Raw genomic sequence first — 19,113 nt, 5'->3', positions numbered from 1 at the left:
AGGGGCGTTATGCAAGATAAGGCGGCGTTTACGCCACCCAGCCTGCTGCTCGCCACCATTGCGCTATCGCTGGCGACCTTCATGCAGGTGCTCGATACCACCATCGCCAACGTGGCATTGCCGACCATCGCCGGCAACCTCGGCGTGAGCTCGGACCAGGGCACGTGGGTTATCACCTCGTTTGCGGTCTGCAATGCTATCGCGCTGCCGCTGACCGGGTGGTTTACCCGGCGTTTTGGGCAACTGAAGCTGTTTGTCGGTTCGGTCACATTATTTACCCTGACCTCGTTCCTGTGTGGCTTTGCCCACAGCATGACCGAGCTGATTATCTTCCGCGCTCTGCAGGGGTTTTTCGCCGGGCCCATGTTCCCGATGTGTCAGACGCTGCTGTTGGTTATTTTCCCGACCACCAAACGCAGTATGGCCCTGGCGTTGTTATCGATGGTGACGGTGGTGGCACCTATCGTCGGGCCGATTACCGGCGGCTGGATCACCGATAACTACTCCTGGCCGTGGATTTTCTATATCAACGTGCCGATCGGTATTTTTGCGGCCATCGTTGTATGGACGCAACTGCGTGAACGAGAAGAGACCACCACGCACGCGCCCATTGATTACATCGGTATTATGCTGCTGGTGCTCGGCGTCGGCCTGCTGCAGGTGGTGCTGGATAAAGGCAATGATCTCGACTGGTTCTCGTCGACAGAGATCATTGTGATGTCGGTGATATCCGCTATCGCGCTGGTCTCCTTTGTGATTTGGGAGCTGGGTGAGCGCCACCCGATTGTGAATCTGCGGCTGTTTGCCGATCGCAACTTCGCCATCGGCACCACCGCGTTGATGCTCGGCTATGCGGCGTTCTTTGCCATCAACATTATTCTGCCGCAGTGGCTGCAAACGCAGATGGGGTATACCGCGATCTGGGCGGGGCTGGCGGCGGCTCCGATGGGCTTCCTGCCGCTGTTGCTCACCCCTATCGTAGGGCGTTATGCCAACCGGGTCGATCTGCGTATTCTGGCGTCGCTGTCGTTCCTGACCATGGGAGTGTCGTGCCTGCTGCGGGCGCAGTTCAACACCAGCGTTGATTTTCGCACTATTGCCGAAGTGCAGATGTTTATGGGGATCGGTGTGGCGCTGTTCTTTATGCCGATCACCACCATCGTGTTGTCAAATCTGCACGGTAATGAAGTGGCGGAAGGCTCCGGTCTGGCGACCTTCTTCCGCGTGCTGGGGGGCTCTTTTGCTTCGTCACTGACCACCTGGCTGTGGTCGCGGCGTGAAGTGTTTCACCATGCGAATCTGACGGAGAGTGTCTCTGTTTATCACCCGCCCGCTATGGATTATCTCAACAGGATGGGGGGCATCACGCAGCAGCATCTGGCCGCGGTGGATAAAACCATCGAACAGCAAGCCTATATGATGTCGACCATCGATTATTTCTGGTTGTTGGGGTGGGGGTTTATGGCGCTGGTGGTGATTATCTGGTTTGCGAAACCGCCCTTTATTCGCGCCGGTGCGCCGGGTGCTCCGCCTGCGGCGGGGCATTAATGTGAGTGGGATGATGAGTGGGGGACGCTGTCTTTCACTGTGCGAGTGAGGAAGGAGGGTTCCGTTCACTAACGCACCTGAATTCCCAAAGGCCCAGGCACGTGAACGTGTTAAGGGGGCCACCGCGGCCCGCTTAACAATCCCGGCGGCCCCGCAGGGAAATCGGTGCTTCGCACTGTGTTCGCCTCCTGACCCTCTGGCTGCGGACGATTTTGTCTTGTCTCGACAAACCTCAGTCCGCCATCCCAGGTGGCCTGGCCTTGCCATCCGGTCTTCGTCTCACCGATTTCAGCGGGGACTCAACCCCATCGCTGTGAGGCCCGGGTTATTTGGCAACCACAGGATCGCGATGATAAAAAGAGAACAACGCTGTTCAGCCTGTCAGCAAACGGAACCTGGTCCATCTGACTGACATGTACTGAATAATCTATGCGTACCCCAGGCGCGACAGCATTCACTGAACGAGAACCAGGATCCCCGCCAGGCACGCTTCCTGTCTGACGGCTTACCACTTTTATAGGATTTTCTATGGCACCACTGTTGTCCGGTAACGATGGACGTTTATTGCAACATCGCTCCTTTGTCTCTTTCTGGCTGGCGCGCACCAGTTCAAGCTTCGGCTTTCAAATGCTCTCTATCATCGTTGGCTGGCAAATCTACTCGCAAACCCACAGTGCATTCTGGCTTGGCATGATAGGCCTGGTGCAGTTTTTCCCTTCCGTTATTCTCGCACTGCCCGCCGGACATATCGCCGACCAGTTTGATCGCCGTCGGGTGGTGATGTTTGGTCAGGTGCTGGAGTGGGCAGCGATTGCCCTGTTGGCCTGGCTGACCTGGAAGGGGGATGCCAGCGTGGGCGTGATCCTGTCGCTGATCTTTATTATCTCTTCGGCGAAAACACTTGAATCCCCGGCGATGATTTCGATGTTGCCCGCGCTGGTCCCCACGTCGATTTTGCCACGTGCCACCGCCGCCAACGCGGTATCCGGCCAGGCGGCGCAAATTGTCGGGCCTGCGCTGGGCGGCTTCCTGTATGCGGCGGGGGCGGAGGTGGTTTATGCGGTGACGGCGGGGCTGTATCTGCTTTCTCTGATACTGGTGCTGACGTTGCTCTATGAACAGGCGTTGCCACCGCGCACGCCGCCGACGCTTTCATCACTGTTTGCCGGCGTCGATTTTATTCGCAAGCGTCCGGATGTCTTAGGGGTTATCTCCCTCGATCTCTTCGCCGTCCTGCTGGGCGGGGCGACGGCGCTACTGCCGATTTTTGCTCACGATGTACTGCACACGGGGCCTGTTGGACTGGGCGTGTTGCGCAGTGCGCCTGCCGTGGGGGCGTTGCTGATGGGCTTCTGGTTAAGCCATCGTGCGCTTAAGCGTAATGTCGGGATGATCATGTTTATGAGTGTGGCGGGGTTCGGTGTCGCCACGCTGGTCTTTGCGCTCTCAAGCTGGATGTGGCTGTCGCTGTTGGCGCTTTTTGCGCTGGGCGGCTGTGATATGGTCAGCATGGTCATTCGCGGTTCGCTGGTACAACTCGACACGCCGGATGAGATGCGCGGCCGTGTGAACGCGGTCAACTCGATTTTTATCAACACCTCAAATCAACTGGGTGAGTTCGAGTCCGGAATGCTTGCCGCCTGGCTGGGTGCCGTGCCTGCCGCGGCTATCGGCGGTATCGGCACGCTGGTGGTGGTGGCGCTGTGGATGAAGTGGTTCCCCAATCTGCGTAAGCGCCAGCGGCTGGAAAGCGGAACGTAAGCGACAAGGCGTGGGCAACGCATTGGCAGATTGCCCGCGCATGTTGTGATGCCCGTTGCTATCTTTTCTGACGGGAGAACCGATCACGCCGAGTTGCGCACAGGAGAAGCTCATGTCAGATGAAACGTTACCCACCCTGCGTTTTGCCATCAATTTAGGGAATGCTGTATTGGCCTCGCTGACGCCGGAAGGTCAGCCAGCAGGTATCACTGTCGAACTGGCAAAAGATATTGCTCGTTATCTGCATTGTCGTCCTCTGTTCATCACTTATCCTGCCGCGGGGAAGGTGGTTGAGGACGCAGGTCAGGGCATCTGGGATATAGCCTTTCTGGCAATAGACCCAAAACGGGAGGATCGCCTGCGCTTTACGGCGCCTTATATCACCATTCAGGGCACCTTGCTGGTACGTGACCCGAGCAACTGGCGAAGCGTCAGGGAAATGGATAAGCCGGGTGTCGTCATCAATGTGGGTAAGAATGCGGCCTATGACCTCTGGCTTTCTCGTGAGTTACGTTATGCGACGCTGAATCGCCTTGCATCCTCTCAGGCGGCAATTGATGCTTTTTTAGCGGGTGAGGGCGATATGGCCGCCGGGATTCGCCAGCCGCTTGAGGCGGCGGCCCAAAACAATCCAGGTTTTCGCGTGTTGCCTGATAATTTCACCGAAATTCAACAGGCCGTCTGCGTGGCCAAAGCCGATGATCGCTATTTTGAGGTTATTTCAGAACGGCTGGTCCGATTACGCGAAGACCACACCTTGTCCACAATGATTGCCGGGCATATTCGCCAGTAGTCTTCAACCCGGGCAAACCATCACGGCTCTGGCTGTGATTGCGCTATCTCGCGAAGGGCGCCTGGCGGGTGTCCGACAATACGCTTAAAGGCCCGGCTAAATGCCGCGAGCGAACCGTAGCCAAGTCGTAGCGCTACGGTTTCGATAGCCTGGTTTTCGTGGCTGATGTACTGAATAGCCAGACGCATGCGCAGCTCGCTCAGGTATTTTGCCGGGGTGCTGCCGGTGGCAGAGAGAAAACGCTCGGCAAACACGGAGCGGGAGGTGCCCGCTTCTTTTGCCAGATCCGCCACGCTCCAGTTAATGCCCGGTCGCTGGTGCATGGCGTAAATTGCCCGGCTCAGCCGGGGGTCGCGCAGCACCTGCACCCAGCCGGTGGCTTTGCCGCAACCGGCCTCCACCCAACCGCGCACAATCAGCGCCGCCACCACGTCCGCCAGTCGCGCCAGGATACCGGCAAATCCCACCTGACGGGTCAGCGATTCACGCTCCATGGCGGCAAGTAGCGGGTGAATTTCCGGCCAGGTCGACATCAGTTTACTGACCATCATCACTTCCGGCATCGCTTTAATCAGCGGCTGCATTCCGCCCAGTTCGAAGTCCATACATCCGCTGAATATCACCACGTTCTCGCTCCCTTTACAGGGTTCGCAGGTTATCTGGCAGACCGAACTGCAAATAGTGTCGCTCTGAAAGGCGGAGATCGGCGTCGCCGTCGCATTGTCATCCGAGAGCAAGGCATGGGCGTTGCCGTTGGGAATAAACAGCGCATCGCCGTTGTTGAGAGTAAAACGGGCGCCGCTCTCCATACGCAACACCGCCGGACCGCGGCTGACGAAATGAAACTGCGCTCTGCCGGGCGCGGCATCGAAGCCGAAGCCGAACGGCGCGCTGGCCTCAAAGCGGCGGTATTTCACGCCGGAAAGGCGCATGCCGCGCAGCAACTCGCTGATGAGATCGGGCGTCTGAATCGCCATGGCAACAACTCCGGACGAATTATCAATAAATGAAGATTATATGTCATAGATCGTCCGTGGGGAACTTCCTATGCTTTGCGATATCGGTCACATTTTTAGGGCAGGAGAAACACAGATGAATTCACATGTCACGGCGAGAGAGGTCATTGCGCCCGTTAAACCCGCCTGGCGAGCCGTCTACTCGCTGGGGCTTGGGGTGTTTGGTTTGATTACCGCAGAGTTTTTACCTGCCAGTTTACTGACGCCCATGGCGGCGAGTCTGGGAGTCAGTGAAGGGATGGCCGGACAGGCGGTGACCGCCACGGCACTGGTGGCACTATTGAGCGGATTGTTGATTGCCGCTGTGACCAAAAATATCGACCGCCGCTGGGTGCTGATCGTCTTCTCATTGTTACAAATCGTCTCCAGCTTATTGGTGGCATTTGCCCCTTCGCTGCATGTCTTGTTGCTGGGGCGTCTGCTGTTGGGTGTCGCTATTGGCGGCTTCTGGGCGATGGCGACCGCCACCGCGTTAAGGCTGGTGCCAACGGCACAGGTACCCAAAGCCCTGGCGATTATCTTTTCCAGTGTGTCGATTGCAACCGTGGTCGCCGCACCGCTTGGCAGCTACCTGGGCAGCATTATTGGCTGGCGGAATGTCTTTATTCTTTGTACCGCACCAAGCGCGCTGGCGCTGCTGTGGCAATTATGGGTACTGCCATCAATGAAGCCGGAAAGCAGCGGCAGCCTGGGCGCACTGTTTCGCGTACTTCGCCGACCGGGCATGGTGGGCGGTATGCTGGCGACTATCCTGATTTTCAGCGGCCATTTCGCCTTCTTTACCTATCTGCGGCCTTTTCTGGAAACCGTAGGGCAGGTGAGTGTGGAGAGCATTTCGTTGATCCTGCTGGGTTTTGGACTGGCGAACTTTGTCGGCACCTCTATCGCCGGACATCTGCTGTCGCGCAATCTACATTTGACCCTGGCGCTGGTGCCGTTTGTGATGGGATTGATGGCCCTTGCGCTGGTGCTGTTTGGCCATCAGGCCGGTCTGGATGGATTGCTGGTCACTCTGTGGGGCTTTGCGTTTGGCATGGTGCCGGTAGGCTGGACCACCTGGCTTGCGACAACCGTACCGGATGAGGCGGAAAGCGCGGGCGGGCTGATGGTGGCATCCGTGCAGCTTGCGATCGGCGCGGGAGCGGCAGGCGGTGGAGCCGTATTCGATGTCAGCGGGGCCAGTGGCGTCTTTACCGGTAGCGGGTTACTGCTACTGACGGCGATGTTCATTGTATTTATCGGTGTGCGGACAAAACCGGCTGTCGCGTAACCCGCAACATTTTTTTCAGCTGACGGCTTTTCAGGCGTCCTTATCTGTGGAATGATTTAGGAATCGATCATTTCCTAAATGGAGTGCAGCATGCCAGAAACATCACCCGGCGTTCGCGAACGCGGGCGCCCGAGACAATTTGATCTTGATGCCGCACTCGATCTCGCCATGCCCGTATTTCGTGAAAAAGGCTACCACAGCGCATCGATAAACGATCTGAGCGAGGCGATGCAGCTCACGGCAGGTAGCATCTACAAAGCCTTTCACGATAAACGAAGCCTCTTTCTGCACGTATTTGCGCGGTATACCTCGCTGCGTAATCAAACGCTGCGCCAGCGCCTGGCGCAGCAAGCTGATGGTCGGGCAAAAATAGCCGAACTTCTGCGTTTCTACCTTGAATCTGCCAGTGAGATAGAAGGGCGACGCGGTTGTCTGGTTGTCGGCAGCGCGATTGAATTGGGGCAGCTTGATGCTGAGCTTTCCGGGCTGGTACGCACCGCACTTGAGCGCAATCAACAGTCGATCCTCCAGTTGCTTGAAGAGGGGAAGCAAGATGGTTCTGTGCATCCACGGCATGATGTGCACGCGCTGAGTAGCGTGCTGCTGTGTCTGGTGCTTGGCATGCGTGTTGTAGGAAAAGCCGGTGAGTTACCGGCGCACGATTGCCTCGTGGCAACGGTGATGACCCTGCTCGAATAAAAATTTTAACCATAAAGGAAATGATCATTTCCTAAATAACCGGAGATATGTATGACTGATAAACCCGTTACTCAACCCTGGTCACAACCCGTCGACACACTGCCCGATTTTGCCCATTTCTACGCGACTGTTGACGGTCTCCGTTTGCACTATGTGAGAGGCGGAAATCCGCACGGTGAAGTATTACTCCTGCTGGCCGGTTTTCCGCAAAGTTGGTATGCCTGGCGCAAGGTGATGGCGCTGATGGGCGATCGTTACGATATTATCGCCCTTGATCTGCCCGGCCAGGGCGACTCGGATAAACCGCAAACTGGTTACGATACACTGACACTGGCTGGGAAAGTCTTCGGGCTGATGCAAAAGCTTGAGATTGAGCGACATTACCTCGCCGCCCATGATGTGGGCGCCTGGGTGGCATGGCCTTATGCGATGCGTTACAGCCAGCAGGTGGTTAAACTGGCGCTGCTTGATGCCGGTATACCGGGTATCACGATGCCGGACGCTTTACCCGTCACGCCTGATAAGGCATGGAAAACCTGGCACTTTGCTTTTCATCTGCTTCCCGATCTGCCGGAGGCCTTAATCCGTGGGCGTGAGGATATCTACCTTGAGTGGTTCCTGCGACGCAAAGCCGCGAGCCCGATGGTGTTTAGCGATGAGGATATTGCAGAGTATGTCCGGTTAATGCGCCAAAGCGGCGCACTGCGTACCGGCCTGGCGCCGTATCGTGAGGTGACCGTTTCAGCCACGCAAAATGTGATGCTGTGCGCGCAGGGTAAATTGACGTTGCCGCTGCTGGCAATTAGCGCCGACGAGGGGTCCATTGCGGATATGGCAACCCCGTTACGTCAGTTTGCCGGGGAGGTAACGGGTATCACCATCGCGCACTGCGGTCATTTCATCCCGGATGAACAGCCCAAAGCGCTGAGCGAGGCGATGGCCACGTTTTTCCGTTAAGGATAAATGGATGCCGTTCAGGTAGCCGTTTCTTCTGGCACGTTGGTGCCCATGCCTTCGGGCAGAAACGGCGCGATTTCCGCCAGTTCGTCCTCGCTCAGGCTGAACTCCGCGGCCCCCAGGAGTCCATCGACTTGTAGCGGGCGGCGTGCGCCGACAATCGCACCAGATATCGCAGGCTGTCTGAGTACCCAGGCGATCGCCACTGCCGCCGCTGTTAGCCCATGGCGTTCACCTATCCGACGGAAGGTCTCAACCAGGGCAAGGTTTCGGGTCAGGCGCGGCTCCCTGAAATCCGGACTGCGGGTTTTGCGCCAGTCATCATCGGGGAGACGGGCGATGCGTTCACGCGTCATCGCGCCGCTCAGCAGACCCGATTGCAGGGTAGAATAGGCGATCACGCCGATACCCGTTTGCTGGCAGAATGGCAGGATGTCGGACTCAACCTCGCGCATGAGCGCCGAGTAAGGCGGCTGGAGCGCGGCAATCTCCGTAACGGCCTGGGCTCGCCTGAGTTGCGCGACGTTAAAATTGGAGACGCCGATGGCGCGGATCTTTCCTTGCTGACGCGCCTTCTCCAGCACGGAGATCGCTGCCTCAATGCCCTCATCCGGGCCGTCTGCCGGGAAAGCCGGCCAGTGGATCTGATACAGATCGATGGCCTCCGTCTGCAGGCGGCGCAGGCTTTCGTCAATCTCACGCGCCAACGAATCCGGCGCCAGGGAATGCGAAATCTGCCGGCTTGTCGGATCCCAGACCAGACTGCCTTTTGTGAACACCAGCGGACGGCGCGAAGCAGGCACGCGGCGCAGGAGTCTTCCGACAATTTCCTCGGCATGGCCCAGGCCGTAAACAGCAGCGGTATCGATCCAGTTCACTCCGCGTTCCACGGCGTATTCCAGCGCGGCCAGACTTTCTTCGTCATCCTGCGCTCCCCAGCCAAATTCCCAGCCCGCCCCCGCGATGGCCCAGGTTCCCAGACCGATAGGTGAGATAGTGAAATCGGCATTCCCCAGTTTTTTGTGCTGCATGGTTTAACTCCTTACTCAATTTGACGGCGCCAGTGTGGCACGCTAGATAGCAGGCGATAAGCCATGTTATGTTTGATGAACTACTGAATAATTCTCATCAATATGACTATCGATCTGCATGAACTTGACGCCTTTGAAGCCGTTGCCCGGCATCGAAGTTTTCGCAAAGCTGCCGCCGAGCGAGGTGTATCTGCCTCGGCTCTGAGCCATGCCATGCGTGGACTGGAAGAGCGGCTGGGGGTTCGTTTGCTCCACCGCACGACCCGCAGTGTTACGCCAACCGAGGCGGGGAATCGCCTTTTGGCCCGGCTTGCTCCTGCTTTGCGCGAGGTAGCTGATGCGCTCGTTGACGTGACGGCGTTACAGGCTGTACCCACAGGTACGCTGCGTCTGAACGTGCCGCGCCCGGCAGCCTGGCTGGTGCTGGCTCCTTTACTGGCGCGTTTTGTGGCGAAGTATCCGTGCGTGAAAGTCGAGGTTGTCACTGACGACGGCCTGGCTGATATCGTGGACAGCGGCTTTGACGCGGGTATCCGTTTTGGCGAGAGCCTGGCTGGCGACATGGTTGCTGTCCCTGTTGGTCCGCCCCAGCGTTTCGTATGCGTTGCTGCGCCGTCTTACCTGAAACTGCATGGCGAACCAAAATCGCCTGACGAGCTGCTGGACCACGCCTGCATTTGCCGCCGTTTTCCTGGTGGTCGCCATTATCACTGGGAATTTCTGGTCTCAGGAAAACCGCTGGCCGTCACCGCCTCCGGCCCGCTGGTATTCGACGACGATATGCTAATGATTCAGGCTGCACGCGATGGCGCTGGCATTGCTTACGTCTACGAGGCGATGGTGAGCGAAGAGGTAAACGCGGGTCGGTTAGTGTCTGTCCTGGATGGCTTTAGCGCGCTGCCGGGGCGTTTTTTTCTCTACTACGCCGGACGGCGGAATTTGCCGACCGCATTGCGGGCATTCGTCGATTTTATTCGCCAATAAACTCCCCCGCTATGCGCCAGAAGAGGGCACACTCAAATGCCTGAAGAAAAGGCCATCGGACAATCTTAAAGGAAGGATGTATGTCAGTTGAGAATCTATCCCGGATGGGGGTAGCCAGAGTGGAGCTGCTTGTTGATGAAACGGGTCATCAGATCATCGAGAAATGTCCCGTTGGTGAGGTGGAGTATGATTTTTATCAACAGGCTGCCCGTGAACTCACCCAGGCGGGTGTGAGCGTGCCAACATTGTTATCTGCCGATGCTGACCTGCGCAGGCTAAGACTGGAATATATCCCCTGTGAGGTTAACCAGGACGACGTGTCCGGCGATGAAATACTCGCTACCTTGAATTGCCTGCACCGTTACACTGCCAGTCCGCAATGGATTTACCACAGCCATGCATGGTCAGAATATGCACTCGAACACTCTCTCCGGCTGTTGGCACTGCCCGACAAAAATGCACAGCAGCTTCGGCGTTTTCGACAATGCAGTGATGTTTTGTTTGGTTATCAGAGTTTGATTTCTGGCGATAGCAATGCCGGTAATTGGGGAAGAAGAGCAAATGGCGAGGTTGTGCTTTTCGACTGGGAAAGGTTTGGAACCGGGAGTTCGGCTATCGATCTGGCTCCCCTCATAAAGGGAATGGGAACGAAACAGACATTTATTGATCTTGCTGAACGCTATTGCCAACTATCTGGTCAGCAGAATTTCAAGGCGCTGGCGAGAGAAATTGCCATTGCTAAAGCATGGATCGTCACCGAAGTAATTACGTTGCTTAATGAGCGGAAAAAAACAATCTTTCCAATATATCTTAACTGGTACAAGGAATACCTTCCCGACTGGTTAGATAACACAGAGAAAATGCTTTGAATAAACAGGGGCATTAAAAAAGCCGTCTGCTGACGGCTCACCTTCAGTATGTTAACTGTATTCAATAATCGTGAACCCTTCGTCTGCGAGCGGTTCTGCGAAATAACGCGTTATTATTTCAAACTCTTCATCCGTCGCGGAAAAATCGTGCGCGCCTTCTGCGTTACGGGCGCGTAAACGGGCTTTACATATATCGTCAGAGACGCGCAGATAATGCAGGCAATTATTGGCGCCCGACGCCGTAATGATACCCATCATCCATTCACGATTCGCCGGTGTATTTGCCGGAAAGTCCAGAACAACCGATAAACCAGCATTGAGCAAGGATATCAGGTGTGGCTTCATGGCGTTTTTGAGCCTGGATGCGCACTGCACATAATCCGCGACTGAGTGTATTTCATCTTTATAGAGCGCAGCCAGCCAGGTGTCCTCGCTGACAATAATCGTGCCTGGCGCGGCTCCCAATCTTGCCGATAATGTGGATTTACCCGAAGCGATTTTTCCACATAAAAGGTGAAGTGTTGGTCTTACTGCTTCTACAGGGGTATTCGTATTCATGGTTTGCCTCACTGGATGATACCGGTAAGGCCCGCCTTACCGGCGGGAAAATGACGAACGCTATCCCACCTGACAGATGCAGGTGATAATAATTAATGCATGAGCGGGTGCTGAACAGATTTTTATCATCAGATGAAGCTAGCAGGGGGAGGGTGAAAAGTCACCTGATTTGAGGACGGTTTATTACGATCTTCTTTGGCATAGCCTTTCCGGGAGCGATTTTTATATATAATGAGCAGGTTTGAATCCCCGATATCCAGAGAATATTCTCATACGCAAGGCAATTAAGATGAAATCCGAGAGTGCGTCAGTTTTAGAAGATCTCAGGTCCGCATTGCGCCCCGCATCGGTGGCGCAGGTAGGTGGTTTTCGCCCGGGTGTAGATCCTCTTACCTCCTGGTTTTTAAAAGGGGTATCGCTTGCAGGTGAAGGATTGCCTGTCTGGAAGGGGAAGCCGATGTTTCCGCTTCTTCAGATTCGTATCGATGAGCTCCCGGTTATACCTGAACAACTCAAGGAGATAGCCCTGCTGGTTCTCTTTCACAACATGGAAAGCCATCCTTTTGACCAACCCCATGGCGAAGGCTGGCTAATTCGTGAATATGCCACGCTTGAGGGGCTTGAACTATTGCCGGAAGTGGCCACGCCGTATCGCGAATTTCCTGTACGATGGTTAAGTGTTAATGATGACGCTCCGGGCTGGGAGGATGCCTGGGATATTCTCGACCTTTCTGCCGTAAACGATGATGAACCAGCCAGTGACAGTTTCTTTGAGGACTTTAACCGCTACGGGGGAACTAAAGTTGGCGGATACCCTATGGAAATCCAACATGGTGTCGGGCTTCAGGATTTCGTCTTTCAGGTGGGATCGGAAGAAAAAGTTAACTGGATGTGGGCGGACAACGGCATTGGCTATTTTCACAAATCACCAGACGGCGTCTGGCGGTTTTCATGTCAGTTCTACTGATAAATTGACTTGTTATCCGCTGTTAAGGGGCGTTGGAGTCATTAGCTTTTTATCAATCATGTAAACATGTGCGCATTTCTGCTTTTTCGTATCGCTGCTGTAATGCCCTCCTTGGCCGGTCACGCCGCGCCGTAAGCGGAGATCACACTTAATCTGTCGTTTCAAAACAGGGCGGAGGACAGCAAAACGAGTCCCGGTGGCTTGCACCGGAACGCTTCAGGCCGGGATGTTGCTGGCTATCGTTGAGGCTACGCTTTTATCTCATAGTCCAGCAGAGGATATTGTCTGATAAATTCATTCAGGGTCTTACTATCCGGTAGAGCTGTCAGCGCGCCTTTCCGGGTTGTTGCCAGTGCGCCGCAGGCGCTGGCCTGCGTCATGGCGTCTTTGATTTGTTCAATGTTCTGCGGCATTCCAGCTTGAGCGATATAAGCAAGTAAGCCCGCCAGGAACGCATCACCTGCTCCCGTTGTATCAACGCTGTTTACGGTGTAGCCATTAAAATGAATAATCATGTCGTTCTGCAGAATCATTGCGCCTTGCGCGCCATAGGTTACGACCTTCAGGCGTGCTGGCAGGGTTTTAAGAAAATCCAGCGCCTGGTTAAAATCCTGTGTCTCTGCCAGCCAGTACCATTCTTCCTCAGATAATTTAAGTATGTCAGCCTGTAGGGCGAAATGGTGCACAGTGTCATGCATCTCCTGCCGATCGCTCCACATTTGCTCACGTAAATTCACATCAAAACTCAGCAAACCGCTACTCTGTTTTATTTTTTCGATAGCCGTAACTAACGTATTGCGACAGGTTTTGGCGACGAGCGCCAGAGAACAGAAATGCAATATTCCGGTACTTAAATCGGGGAGAGCGTCAGGTGTTAAAAACTGATCTGCCGAAGGATTGGTAAGAAACGTAAATCCACGCTCCCCGTGATTATTCAGGGAGACCAGTACGGTACTGGTTCGGTGATGAGGGTCCATCTGCATACTCTGGACAGAGACTCCTGATGCGCAGAGGGTTTTCTTTAAAAAAAGACCGAAATCGTCGTCACCGACCCGACCAATAAATCCACTCAGACAGTTCAAACGTGCAGTTCCTACCGCTACATTGAAGGGCGCGCCACCGGCACAGGCCTGATACTGCATATCCGAAAGCGGTAAGAGATCGACTACCGCATCGCCAAGAGTCCAAATGTTCATGACATCACCTCAAAGTTAATTATTCTTACCCTGGAATGACCAGCGGTACGGAAGCGGATATCCCGGCAGGGCGATATACGCTTCCTTCATTCCGCTGAAGTTATATAAAAATGATTTTAAAAATTGTAATCCAGCATGAGTTTATAGTCGGTGGTAATGGCATCACCATGCGTTACCCAACTCCCACTCTGATTAATTAATGAACCTGTTATCTCTCCGGAGAGTGTAAATCGGGAAGTCAGAGGGTAATTAGCCGATACTTTGAGGAAGCGGTTTCTGGTATTCTGGAAGACTTCACCATCTTCGCGCTGGGCATTATTTTTCTTATAATGTCCATACCCCCCGCTGAACGTCGTTGATAATTTTCCCCAGTTGTGCCAAATACCCATTGAGGTGGTCCAGGTCTTGTCATCGATATCACCCCATTGCGCTCTGTCTAATACTGCAGAAGCAAATTTCTGACGTAACCAGACACCGGTGGTGTTGTTGATAATATATTGAATACCGGGCTCAATCTGGAATGAGCGCACGTCACGATCATTTTGAGAACCTCCGCTACGGCGATGATCAATCTGTTGATAGAGATAATTGAAGAACGAAAAATTATCTGTCACGCGCAGATCGGTAAAGAATTTGACGCGTGCCTGCCAGCGATCTTCAATTGACGCACTTCCTCCCATAACGTCCCAGCCATAGCGCAGGCGTTTGTAGAAATATTCATGGCCGACAATAAGTTGAGTCCATTGATTCTGGCTGAGATAGGTCTGGTTTTCCCATGTGCCATTATAATTCGTGGTTCTGCCTTCCGAAAATGCCAGATACCAACCGGGTAAAGCATCATTGCGCATAACCCCTTGAACAAAAGTCAGCGAATCATTACCGTTGTGAAAATGGCTGTTTCGCCAGTTATTATCTTCAATGGCATATTTCATTTTAAGTTGACCATGAACGCGCCCACCCGCAGGATTGGAAGAGCGTGCTGATGTCCACATGACGTCTTCATCCAGATAGGACCACGGATCGACGGCAATGACCTTGCCCGATAAATCTTTCATTATGCTCATGCTTGCATTTGCCAGAGTCGGAAGCATAAGAGAAAAAATAACAGCCAGGGCATGATGGTTTTTCATAATAATATCCCTTTAGATCATTTCTTTAAATTGCAACGTTGCATGGAGACTATCGTGTTGAGGCAGACTGATACTCCAGTGATTTTCCGGCATGGAATACATACGGGTGCTAAATGCCGCTTTGTCGTTAATATAAAAAACGGCTATTGAGTTCTGTATTAGCACACGAAGATTAATTTTCTCACCGAGCGGAACATCAACCCAGGATTCAGCATTACTCTGATTGATGGACGCCAATGGAGAATTAAAGAAATAAACTTTGCCTTTGCTCCTGTTGAATACAACGTTAAGCATCGCGTCACTCACGCGGTCATCTTTCAGCCCGAAGCTCATGACCATTCCCGAGGAGGGAATATCCACTGTTGCGGACAGTTCTCCACGCCTGGGTAAAGCCGGATAAATAGTTGACTGTAAGAGACCAAATTGTGTTGAGGTTTTGAGCGTTTTAACCGGCTGTATCATCTGAACCGGACCACGGTTATCTTTGATCGCCTTCTGAAGTTCTTGTGGAATTATGCTGTTGAGCTGACCTTTTATACCTGCGGTCAATTCATGGACGACGAGGTTTCCTGCCCAGTCGATATTGCCACTGTCGCTGTTTCCTGCCTTTGTCGGGATCCATCCAAACACAAATAACCGTCCATCCTTGATGGTCAATTTACCGGCATACAAACCTGAGCCATCCACAACATAATTATCCATCTTATGCCATGGCCCTTCTGGATTGTCCGCAACGCGGTACTGCGTCAACCGTAGTGGCCACTGATCGCTAAAGCTCAGATACCAGCGCCCATTAAAGAAGACCAGTGTCGGGCATTCAAGGTTTGAATTACTGGTGATGGTGTCGTTGTCAAAAAATACTCCACGGTCTTCCCAATTTTTTAAATCCGTTGAGCTGTAGCGCGCGATAATCCCGCGCCCCTTGCTGCGGGTCGTGATCAGCATCCAGTATTCTTTCTTTTCATCAACCCAGACAACATGCGGATCGCGGAAGTCATTGCCTCGATAGTTAGCGCCCGGCAGGATGGTGTCCTGTGGATGTTTGACCCAGTGAAAACGATCTTTACTGGTGGCATGCATGATTGACTCAACCGGAAATACGTTTTCATTGTGTGCGGTATACCATGCGTGCCAGGTATCGCCCACTTTGATAATGGAGCCAGTCCCTAAAAGCAGCTCTGGATCATTGACATCATTAACGTAAGGAATAACCTCAGAATGGTTCTGATAATTATATAAGTTGGCGCTGGAGAGCAGGTGAATCGCATGTACGCCTAAATCGCTGCCGCCGCGCACATCATTGAGATAAAAAATATTAAACACACCATCGTTATAGACAGGCATTGGATCGCCAATAAATGACCCTTCAATGCGCGGGAAAAAGTCATTAACCTGGCTGATGCTTTTGTTCTGTAATGTTTCTTTGGACATCTGTGAATACCCGGGGGTATTTCCAACAGAAAGCGCCAGCAGAGCGACGAACGTCGCCGTAATAAATGTTCTCATGCTACACCCTGAGTATCAAAAGTTATAAGTCACACCAACGACAGTGAAAGGATTCCAGGAGTGACCTGTGTACGTCCAGAGTCCTGTTTCTTTCGTGAATGACGCTTTGAATTCACCATACAGACGAACTTCACCAAAGACGGGATAACTGATAGTGCCGCCAATAAATTTGTAGCGACCATCATAAAACAGCTCTTTTGCGTTACTGGCGTTCTCAATTTTGTCCTGTCCGAAGCCGATATACATTGACGTTAGTAATGGATACCAGTTTCGCCAGAATCCGGCCGTTACTTTCCATTCCTGTTCAACAATATCACCCCAGTTTTCACGTACCTGCCGGTTATAATAATAATATGGGCGTAAATACAGACCGAGATCTGGATTTACCCGGTACTGGATTGCCGGTTCAGTTTCAAAAATATATTGTTCGAGATCGCCATTACCAGGTTGATTCCCCTGAGGTTGATATTCACCATAAGCGTATCCGGCAATGCTCCATTTATTCGTTAAGCGTAAGTCCTGCCAGACTTTAACGCGGTTTTTCCAGCGTTTCGTTGCCGTTTCTGAACCAACCATAACTTCTGTGCCGATATTCCCGCGCCAGGTCTCGAAAATATGACCGACGAAAAACTCATTAATGGTGTTCGTTCCTTTGTAGTCCTGATTACTGAATTGTCCTTTATAGCTGTCTTCCCTGGCATTCCAGAAGCCAAAGTACCAGTTCGGTAATTTATCATGCCTTAAAAAAGCTTGAATGGTTGCAAGCTTGAATTTACCGCTATTTTTATTTTTATTGTTCCAGCGGACGTCATCAATTTCTATCTGGCTGCCGATGTTTCCATGCAAACCGCCAGCTTCCATATTGCGTCCAATACTGTCCCAGTGAACCGGCGGAGCTTCCTGCCTCAAGCGTAACAGACTTACATCGTCAGAATTGTTTGCTGCAACAGTCTGATTTGCTGCCGATGTCGTGCTGCTGGCCTCAGAAGGAAGTGCCGCAGGTACTGACGGAGACGGCTGTACCGTTGCTGTTCCTTCCTTAACTGGGGACGAAGGGATGCGCGTTGCTGAATGTTGAGCATCGGTTTTTGTTGTTGAAAGACTGTGTTGAAGGTTGGCATCCTCATCGTGAAAATAGCTTTGATAGTTCCCGGTATAAGTATCCGATATCTCTGTATTGTTTTCGGCGAAGGCTGGAAAAGAAGCAAAGGATAAAAATAGCGCCAGTGCTTTTTTCTTTGAAGATGATTTTGTCCTGCTTTTAATTAGGGCGTTATGTTGTGCTAATTTCTCATCCATTTTTCTATCTCGTTATTTCAGACAATATAATGCCAGCCAGAGACTGGCACAAAAAATACACAATATGGAAAGTAATATGAGATCGAGCGTAATTATTTATCCAGTGACCAGTATCCTGCTTCTTTCAACACAGCGGTTCCGCTATTTGCAAATAATACTATATCGCGTTGCCCTGGCTGCGGATAAATTCGGCTGCTTAAACAGGCTTCGCCTTCATTGACAAAAACTTCGACGGACGAACGATCAATAAACATTCGCAGTGAAAGGCTATTACCCTCGGGCAGGGGAACGCTGCGCGTTCCAGCCAGCGAGAAATCAGGATAATTACGCTCTAACACCAGACGCTGAGCCTGGTTATCAACGTAAACACGTAATCCATCTCCCAGCGTAACGCCATACTGTTCCGCCGCAGACTCGTTACAGTTCCATTGCAGGATTAATTCTACTGCTTCGGCATCTGCAGCGACAAATACCTGTTGATTCTTCAGGCAATGGACAGGGACAGGAAAATAACTCCCTCGCATGGCTGACACTTCTTCGACGGGCTTCATAATCAGGCGATTATTATCACCTAAAGTTAATTCGCGCGGCAGGGAGAGCATACCCGCCCAGCCATCCTGCTGCTCCGGCATCGGTGATTCCCACATATCCAGCCATCCTATGACGATTCGACGTCCGTCGGGACTCAGGAAACTTTGCGGGGCATAAAAATCGTGACCGCTGTCTATCTCAATGAATTGTCCGTCATGGGTAAACGGCTGGCCTGGTTGCCATTCACCGAGCAAATATCCACTCTGGAAGAGGTTACGGTTTTGATAACCTTTAGCCGCCACGCCCTGGGGAGAGAACATCAGTACACGCCTGCCGTTCAGGGTAAAGAAATCAGGGCATTCCCACATATAGCCCATGCCTTGTTCAGCCTCGGCAAAAATGCCCTCGTCATACCATTTATGAAGATCGACTGAACGGTAAAGGCGTACCTGGCCGGTGTCTCCGACGCGTGAGCCCACAACCATGTACCAGAATTCCCCTTCACGCCATACCTTCGGATCGCGGAAATGATGCAGTCCTGGGGGAGTATCAATGACCATTCCATGACGTTCGAAATGGATACCATCACCACTGGTTGCCAGACATTGCACCTGATAGAGATTGTCATCCGTATCAGCCGGGCCGTGGAATTTATGTCCGGTGTAAATCAATGCCAGCGTATCGCCAACCACTACGGCGGAGCCGGAAAAACAGCCGTCTTTATCTGCCGGACCTTCCGGAGCAAGGGCAACAGGCAGATGTTCCCAGTGAATTAAATCTTTACTGCGGGCATGCCCCCAGTGCATCGGCCCCCATTTTGTTGAATAGGGATGATGTTGATAGAATGCATGGTACCAACCGTCAAACCATACCAGCCCGTTAGGATCGTTCATCCAGCCCGCCCGTGCGGCGAGGTGATAGCGTGGATACCAACGGGGGTTAATTCCGGCATGTGCTTTTTCAAGCGTCTCTTCGGCCTTTTTTAACAAGGATGTCAT

At 52.8% G+C, this 19,113-nt stretch carries 17 protein-coding genes; 9 read left to right on the top strand and 8 right to left on the bottom strand.

The features are described 5' to 3' along the window. Positions 1 to 9: 9 nt before the first annotated feature. From AB182_RS14695 to AB182_RS14685, 3 genes are all read left to right on the top strand, one after another. Complete coding sequence (locus AB182_RS14695; RefSeq protein ID WP_047370753.1) at positions 10 to 1,548, top strand: DHA2 family efflux MFS transporter permease subunit; 1,539 nt, start codon at positions 10 to 12, stop codon at positions 1,546 to 1,548. A gap of 528 nt (positions 1,549 to 2,076) precedes the next feature. Next, entirely contained in the window at positions 2,077 to 3,309 is a 1,233-nt protein-coding gene (locus tag AB182_RS14690) for an MFS transporter (protein ID WP_047370752.1), read from the top strand. Between the two features lie 112 nt (positions 3,310 to 3,421). Then, positions 3,422 to 4,102: a transporter substrate-binding domain-containing protein gene (locus AB182_RS14685; RefSeq protein WP_047370751.1), complete on the top strand. Its 681-nt coding sequence runs from the start codon at positions 3,422 to 3,424 to the stop codon at positions 4,100 to 4,102. Positions 4,103 to 4,122: 20 nt separating this feature from the next. Here AB182_RS14685 and AB182_RS14680 read toward each other — a convergent pair whose 3' ends face one another. Next, entirely contained in the window at positions 4,123 to 5,079 is a 957-nt protein-coding gene (locus AB182_RS14680) for an AraC family transcriptional regulator (protein ID WP_047370750.1), read from the bottom strand. A gap of 115 nt (positions 5,080 to 5,194) precedes the next feature. Between AB182_RS14680 and AB182_RS14675 the strand changes: the two genes are divergently transcribed. The 3 genes from AB182_RS14675 to AB182_RS14665 all read left to right on the top strand — a co-directional run bounded on the left by AB182_RS14675 (position 5,195) and on the right by AB182_RS14665 (position 8,044). Next, a complete protein-coding gene (locus AB182_RS14675) occupies positions 5,195 to 6,388 on the top strand; it encodes an MFS transporter (protein WP_047370749.1) in 1,194 nt (397 codons plus the stop codon). A gap of 90 nt (positions 6,389 to 6,478) precedes the next feature. Continuing rightward, positions 6,479 to 7,087 carry a TetR/AcrR family transcriptional regulator gene (locus tag AB182_RS14670; protein WP_120785389.1) on the top strand — a complete coding sequence of 203 codons (609 nt, stop codon included), beginning with the start codon at positions 6,479 to 6,481 and terminating at the stop codon, positions 7,085 to 7,087. Positions 7,088 to 7,138: 51 nt separating this feature from the next. Further along, positions 7,139 to 8,044 carry an alpha/beta fold hydrolase gene (locus AB182_RS14665; protein ID WP_047370747.1) on the top strand — a complete coding sequence of 302 codons (906 nt, stop codon included), beginning with the start codon at positions 7,139 to 7,141 and terminating at the stop codon, positions 8,042 to 8,044. A gap of 17 nt (positions 8,045 to 8,061) precedes the next feature. On the opposite strand, the gene AB182_RS14660 is transcribed toward AB182_RS14665, so the two are convergent. Beyond that, positions 8,062 to 9,075, bottom strand: coding sequence for an aldo/keto reductase (locus tag AB182_RS14660; protein ID WP_047370746.1), 1,014 nt, complete (start codon positions 9,073 to 9,075; stop codon positions 8,062 to 8,064). A gap of 102 nt (positions 9,076 to 9,177) precedes the next feature. On the opposite strand from AB182_RS14660, the gene AB182_RS14655 reads away from it, so the two are divergent. Together AB182_RS14655 and AB182_RS14650 are read left to right on the top strand one after the other, a co-directional pair. Then, a complete protein-coding gene (locus AB182_RS14655; protein WP_222708283.1) occupies positions 9,178 to 10,059 on the top strand; it encodes a LysR family transcriptional regulator in 882 nt (293 codons plus the stop codon). Between the two features lie 80 nt (positions 10,060 to 10,139). Continuing rightward, positions 10,140 to 10,928, top strand: a complete 789-nt coding sequence (locus AB182_RS14650) for a phosphotransferase family protein (protein WP_047370744.1) — start codon at positions 10,140 to 10,142, stop codon at positions 10,926 to 10,928. Between the two features lie 51 nt (positions 10,929 to 10,979). On the opposite strand, the gene AB182_RS14645 is transcribed toward AB182_RS14650, so the two are convergent. After that, entirely contained in the window at positions 10,980 to 11,486 is a 507-nt protein-coding gene (locus AB182_RS14645) for an AAA family ATPase (protein ID WP_047370743.1), read from the bottom strand. A 289-nt stretch (positions 11,487 to 11,775) separates the two neighbouring features. Between AB182_RS14645 and AB182_RS14640 the strand changes: the two genes are divergently transcribed. After that, positions 11,776 to 12,453: a DUF1963 domain-containing protein gene (locus tag AB182_RS14640; protein WP_047370742.1), complete on the top strand. Its 678-nt coding sequence runs from the start codon at positions 11,776 to 11,778 to the stop codon at positions 12,451 to 12,453. 248 nt (positions 12,454 to 12,701) lie between these two features. On the opposite strand, the gene AB182_RS14635 is transcribed toward AB182_RS14640, so the two are convergent. The 5 genes from AB182_RS14635 to AB182_RS14615 form a co-directional block, all read right to left on the bottom strand. Beyond that, positions 12,702 to 13,649 carry an aminoimidazole riboside kinase gene (locus AB182_RS14635; RefSeq protein ID WP_047370741.1) on the bottom strand — a complete coding sequence of 316 codons (948 nt, stop codon included), beginning with the start codon at positions 13,647 to 13,649 and terminating at the stop codon, positions 12,702 to 12,704. Positions 13,650 to 13,765: 116 nt separating this feature from the next. Next, on the bottom strand, positions 13,766 to 14,779 hold the full coding sequence (locus AB182_RS14630; protein WP_047370740.1) for an OmpG porin family protein: 1,014 nt from the start codon (positions 14,777 to 14,779) through the stop codon (positions 13,766 to 13,768). Positions 14,780 to 14,791: 12 nt separating this feature from the next. Beyond that, positions 14,792 to 16,210: a family 43 glycosylhydrolase gene (locus AB182_RS14625; protein WP_223883606.1), complete on the bottom strand. Its 1,419-nt coding sequence runs from the start codon at positions 16,208 to 16,210 to the stop codon at positions 14,792 to 14,794. A gap of 90 nt (positions 16,211 to 16,300) precedes the next feature. Continuing rightward, on the bottom strand, positions 16,301 to 17,584 hold the full coding sequence (locus AB182_RS14620; RefSeq protein ID WP_047370738.1) for an OmpG porin family protein: 1,284 nt from the start codon (positions 17,582 to 17,584) through the stop codon (positions 16,301 to 16,303). Between the two features lie 92 nt (positions 17,585 to 17,676). After that, positions 17,677 to 19,113: a glycoside hydrolase family 32 protein gene (locus AB182_RS14615; RefSeq protein ID WP_047370737.1), complete on the bottom strand. Its 1,437-nt coding sequence runs from the start codon at positions 19,111 to 19,113 to the stop codon at positions 17,677 to 17,679.

It is taken from the genome of Phytobacter ursingii (genome assembly GCF_001022135.1).
Lineage (GTDB): Bacteria > Pseudomonadota > Gammaproteobacteria > Enterobacterales > Enterobacteriaceae > Phytobacter > Phytobacter ursingii.
This window is presented reverse-complemented; position numbering and strand designations above follow the sequence as displayed.

Coding starts and splice junctions, on each gene's coding strand:
- AB182_RS14695 (WP_047370753.1), top strand. CDS start 10: ATGCAAGATAAGGCGGCGTTTACGCCACCCAGCCTGCTGCTCGCCACC.
- AB182_RS14690 (WP_047370752.1), top strand. CDS start 2,077: ATGGCACCACTGTTGTCCGGTAACGATGGACGTTTATTGCAACATCGC.
- AB182_RS14685 (WP_047370751.1), top strand. CDS start 3,422: ATGTCAGATGAAACGTTACCCACCCTGCGTTTTGCCATCAATTTAGGG.
- AB182_RS14680 (WP_047370750.1), bottom strand. CDS start 5,079: ATGGCGATTCAGACGCCCGATCTCATCAGCGAGTTGCTGCGCGGCATG.
- AB182_RS14675 (WP_047370749.1), top strand. CDS start 5,195: ATGAATTCACATGTCACGGCGAGAGAGGTCATTGCGCCCGTTAAACCC.
- AB182_RS14670 (WP_120785389.1), top strand. CDS start 6,479: ATGCCAGAAACATCACCCGGCGTTCGCGAACGCGGGCGCCCGAGACAA.
- AB182_RS14665 (WP_047370747.1), top strand. CDS start 7,139: ATGACTGATAAACCCGTTACTCAACCCTGGTCACAACCCGTCGACACA.
- AB182_RS14660 (WP_047370746.1), bottom strand. CDS start 9,075: ATGCAGCACAAAAAACTGGGGAATGCCGATTTCACTATCTCACCTATC.
- AB182_RS14655 (WP_222708283.1), top strand. CDS start 9,178: ATGACTATCGATCTGCATGAACTTGACGCCTTTGAAGCCGTTGCCCGG.
- AB182_RS14650 (WP_047370744.1), top strand. CDS start 10,140: ATGTCAGTTGAGAATCTATCCCGGATGGGGGTAGCCAGAGTGGAGCTG.
- AB182_RS14645 (WP_047370743.1), bottom strand. CDS start 11,486: ATGAATACGAATACCCCTGTAGAAGCAGTAAGACCAACACTTCACCTT.
- AB182_RS14640 (WP_047370742.1), top strand. CDS start 11,776: ATGAAATCCGAGAGTGCGTCAGTTTTAGAAGATCTCAGGTCCGCATTG.
- AB182_RS14635 (WP_047370741.1), bottom strand. CDS start 13,649: ATGAACATTTGGACTCTTGGCGATGCGGTAGTCGATCTCTTACCGCTT.
- AB182_RS14630 (WP_047370740.1), bottom strand. CDS start 14,779: ATGAAAAACCATCATGCCCTGGCTGTTATTTTTTCTCTTATGCTTCCG.
- AB182_RS14625 (WP_223883606.1), bottom strand. CDS start 16,210: ATGTCCAAAGAAACATTACAGAACAAAAGCATCAGCCAGGTTAATGAC.
- AB182_RS14620 (WP_047370738.1), bottom strand. CDS start 17,584: ATGGATGAGAAATTAGCACAACATAACGCCCTAATTAAAAGCAGGACA.
- AB182_RS14615 (WP_047370737.1), bottom strand. CDS start 19,113: ATGACATCCTTGTTAAAAAAGGCCGAAGAGACGCTTGAAAAAGCACAT.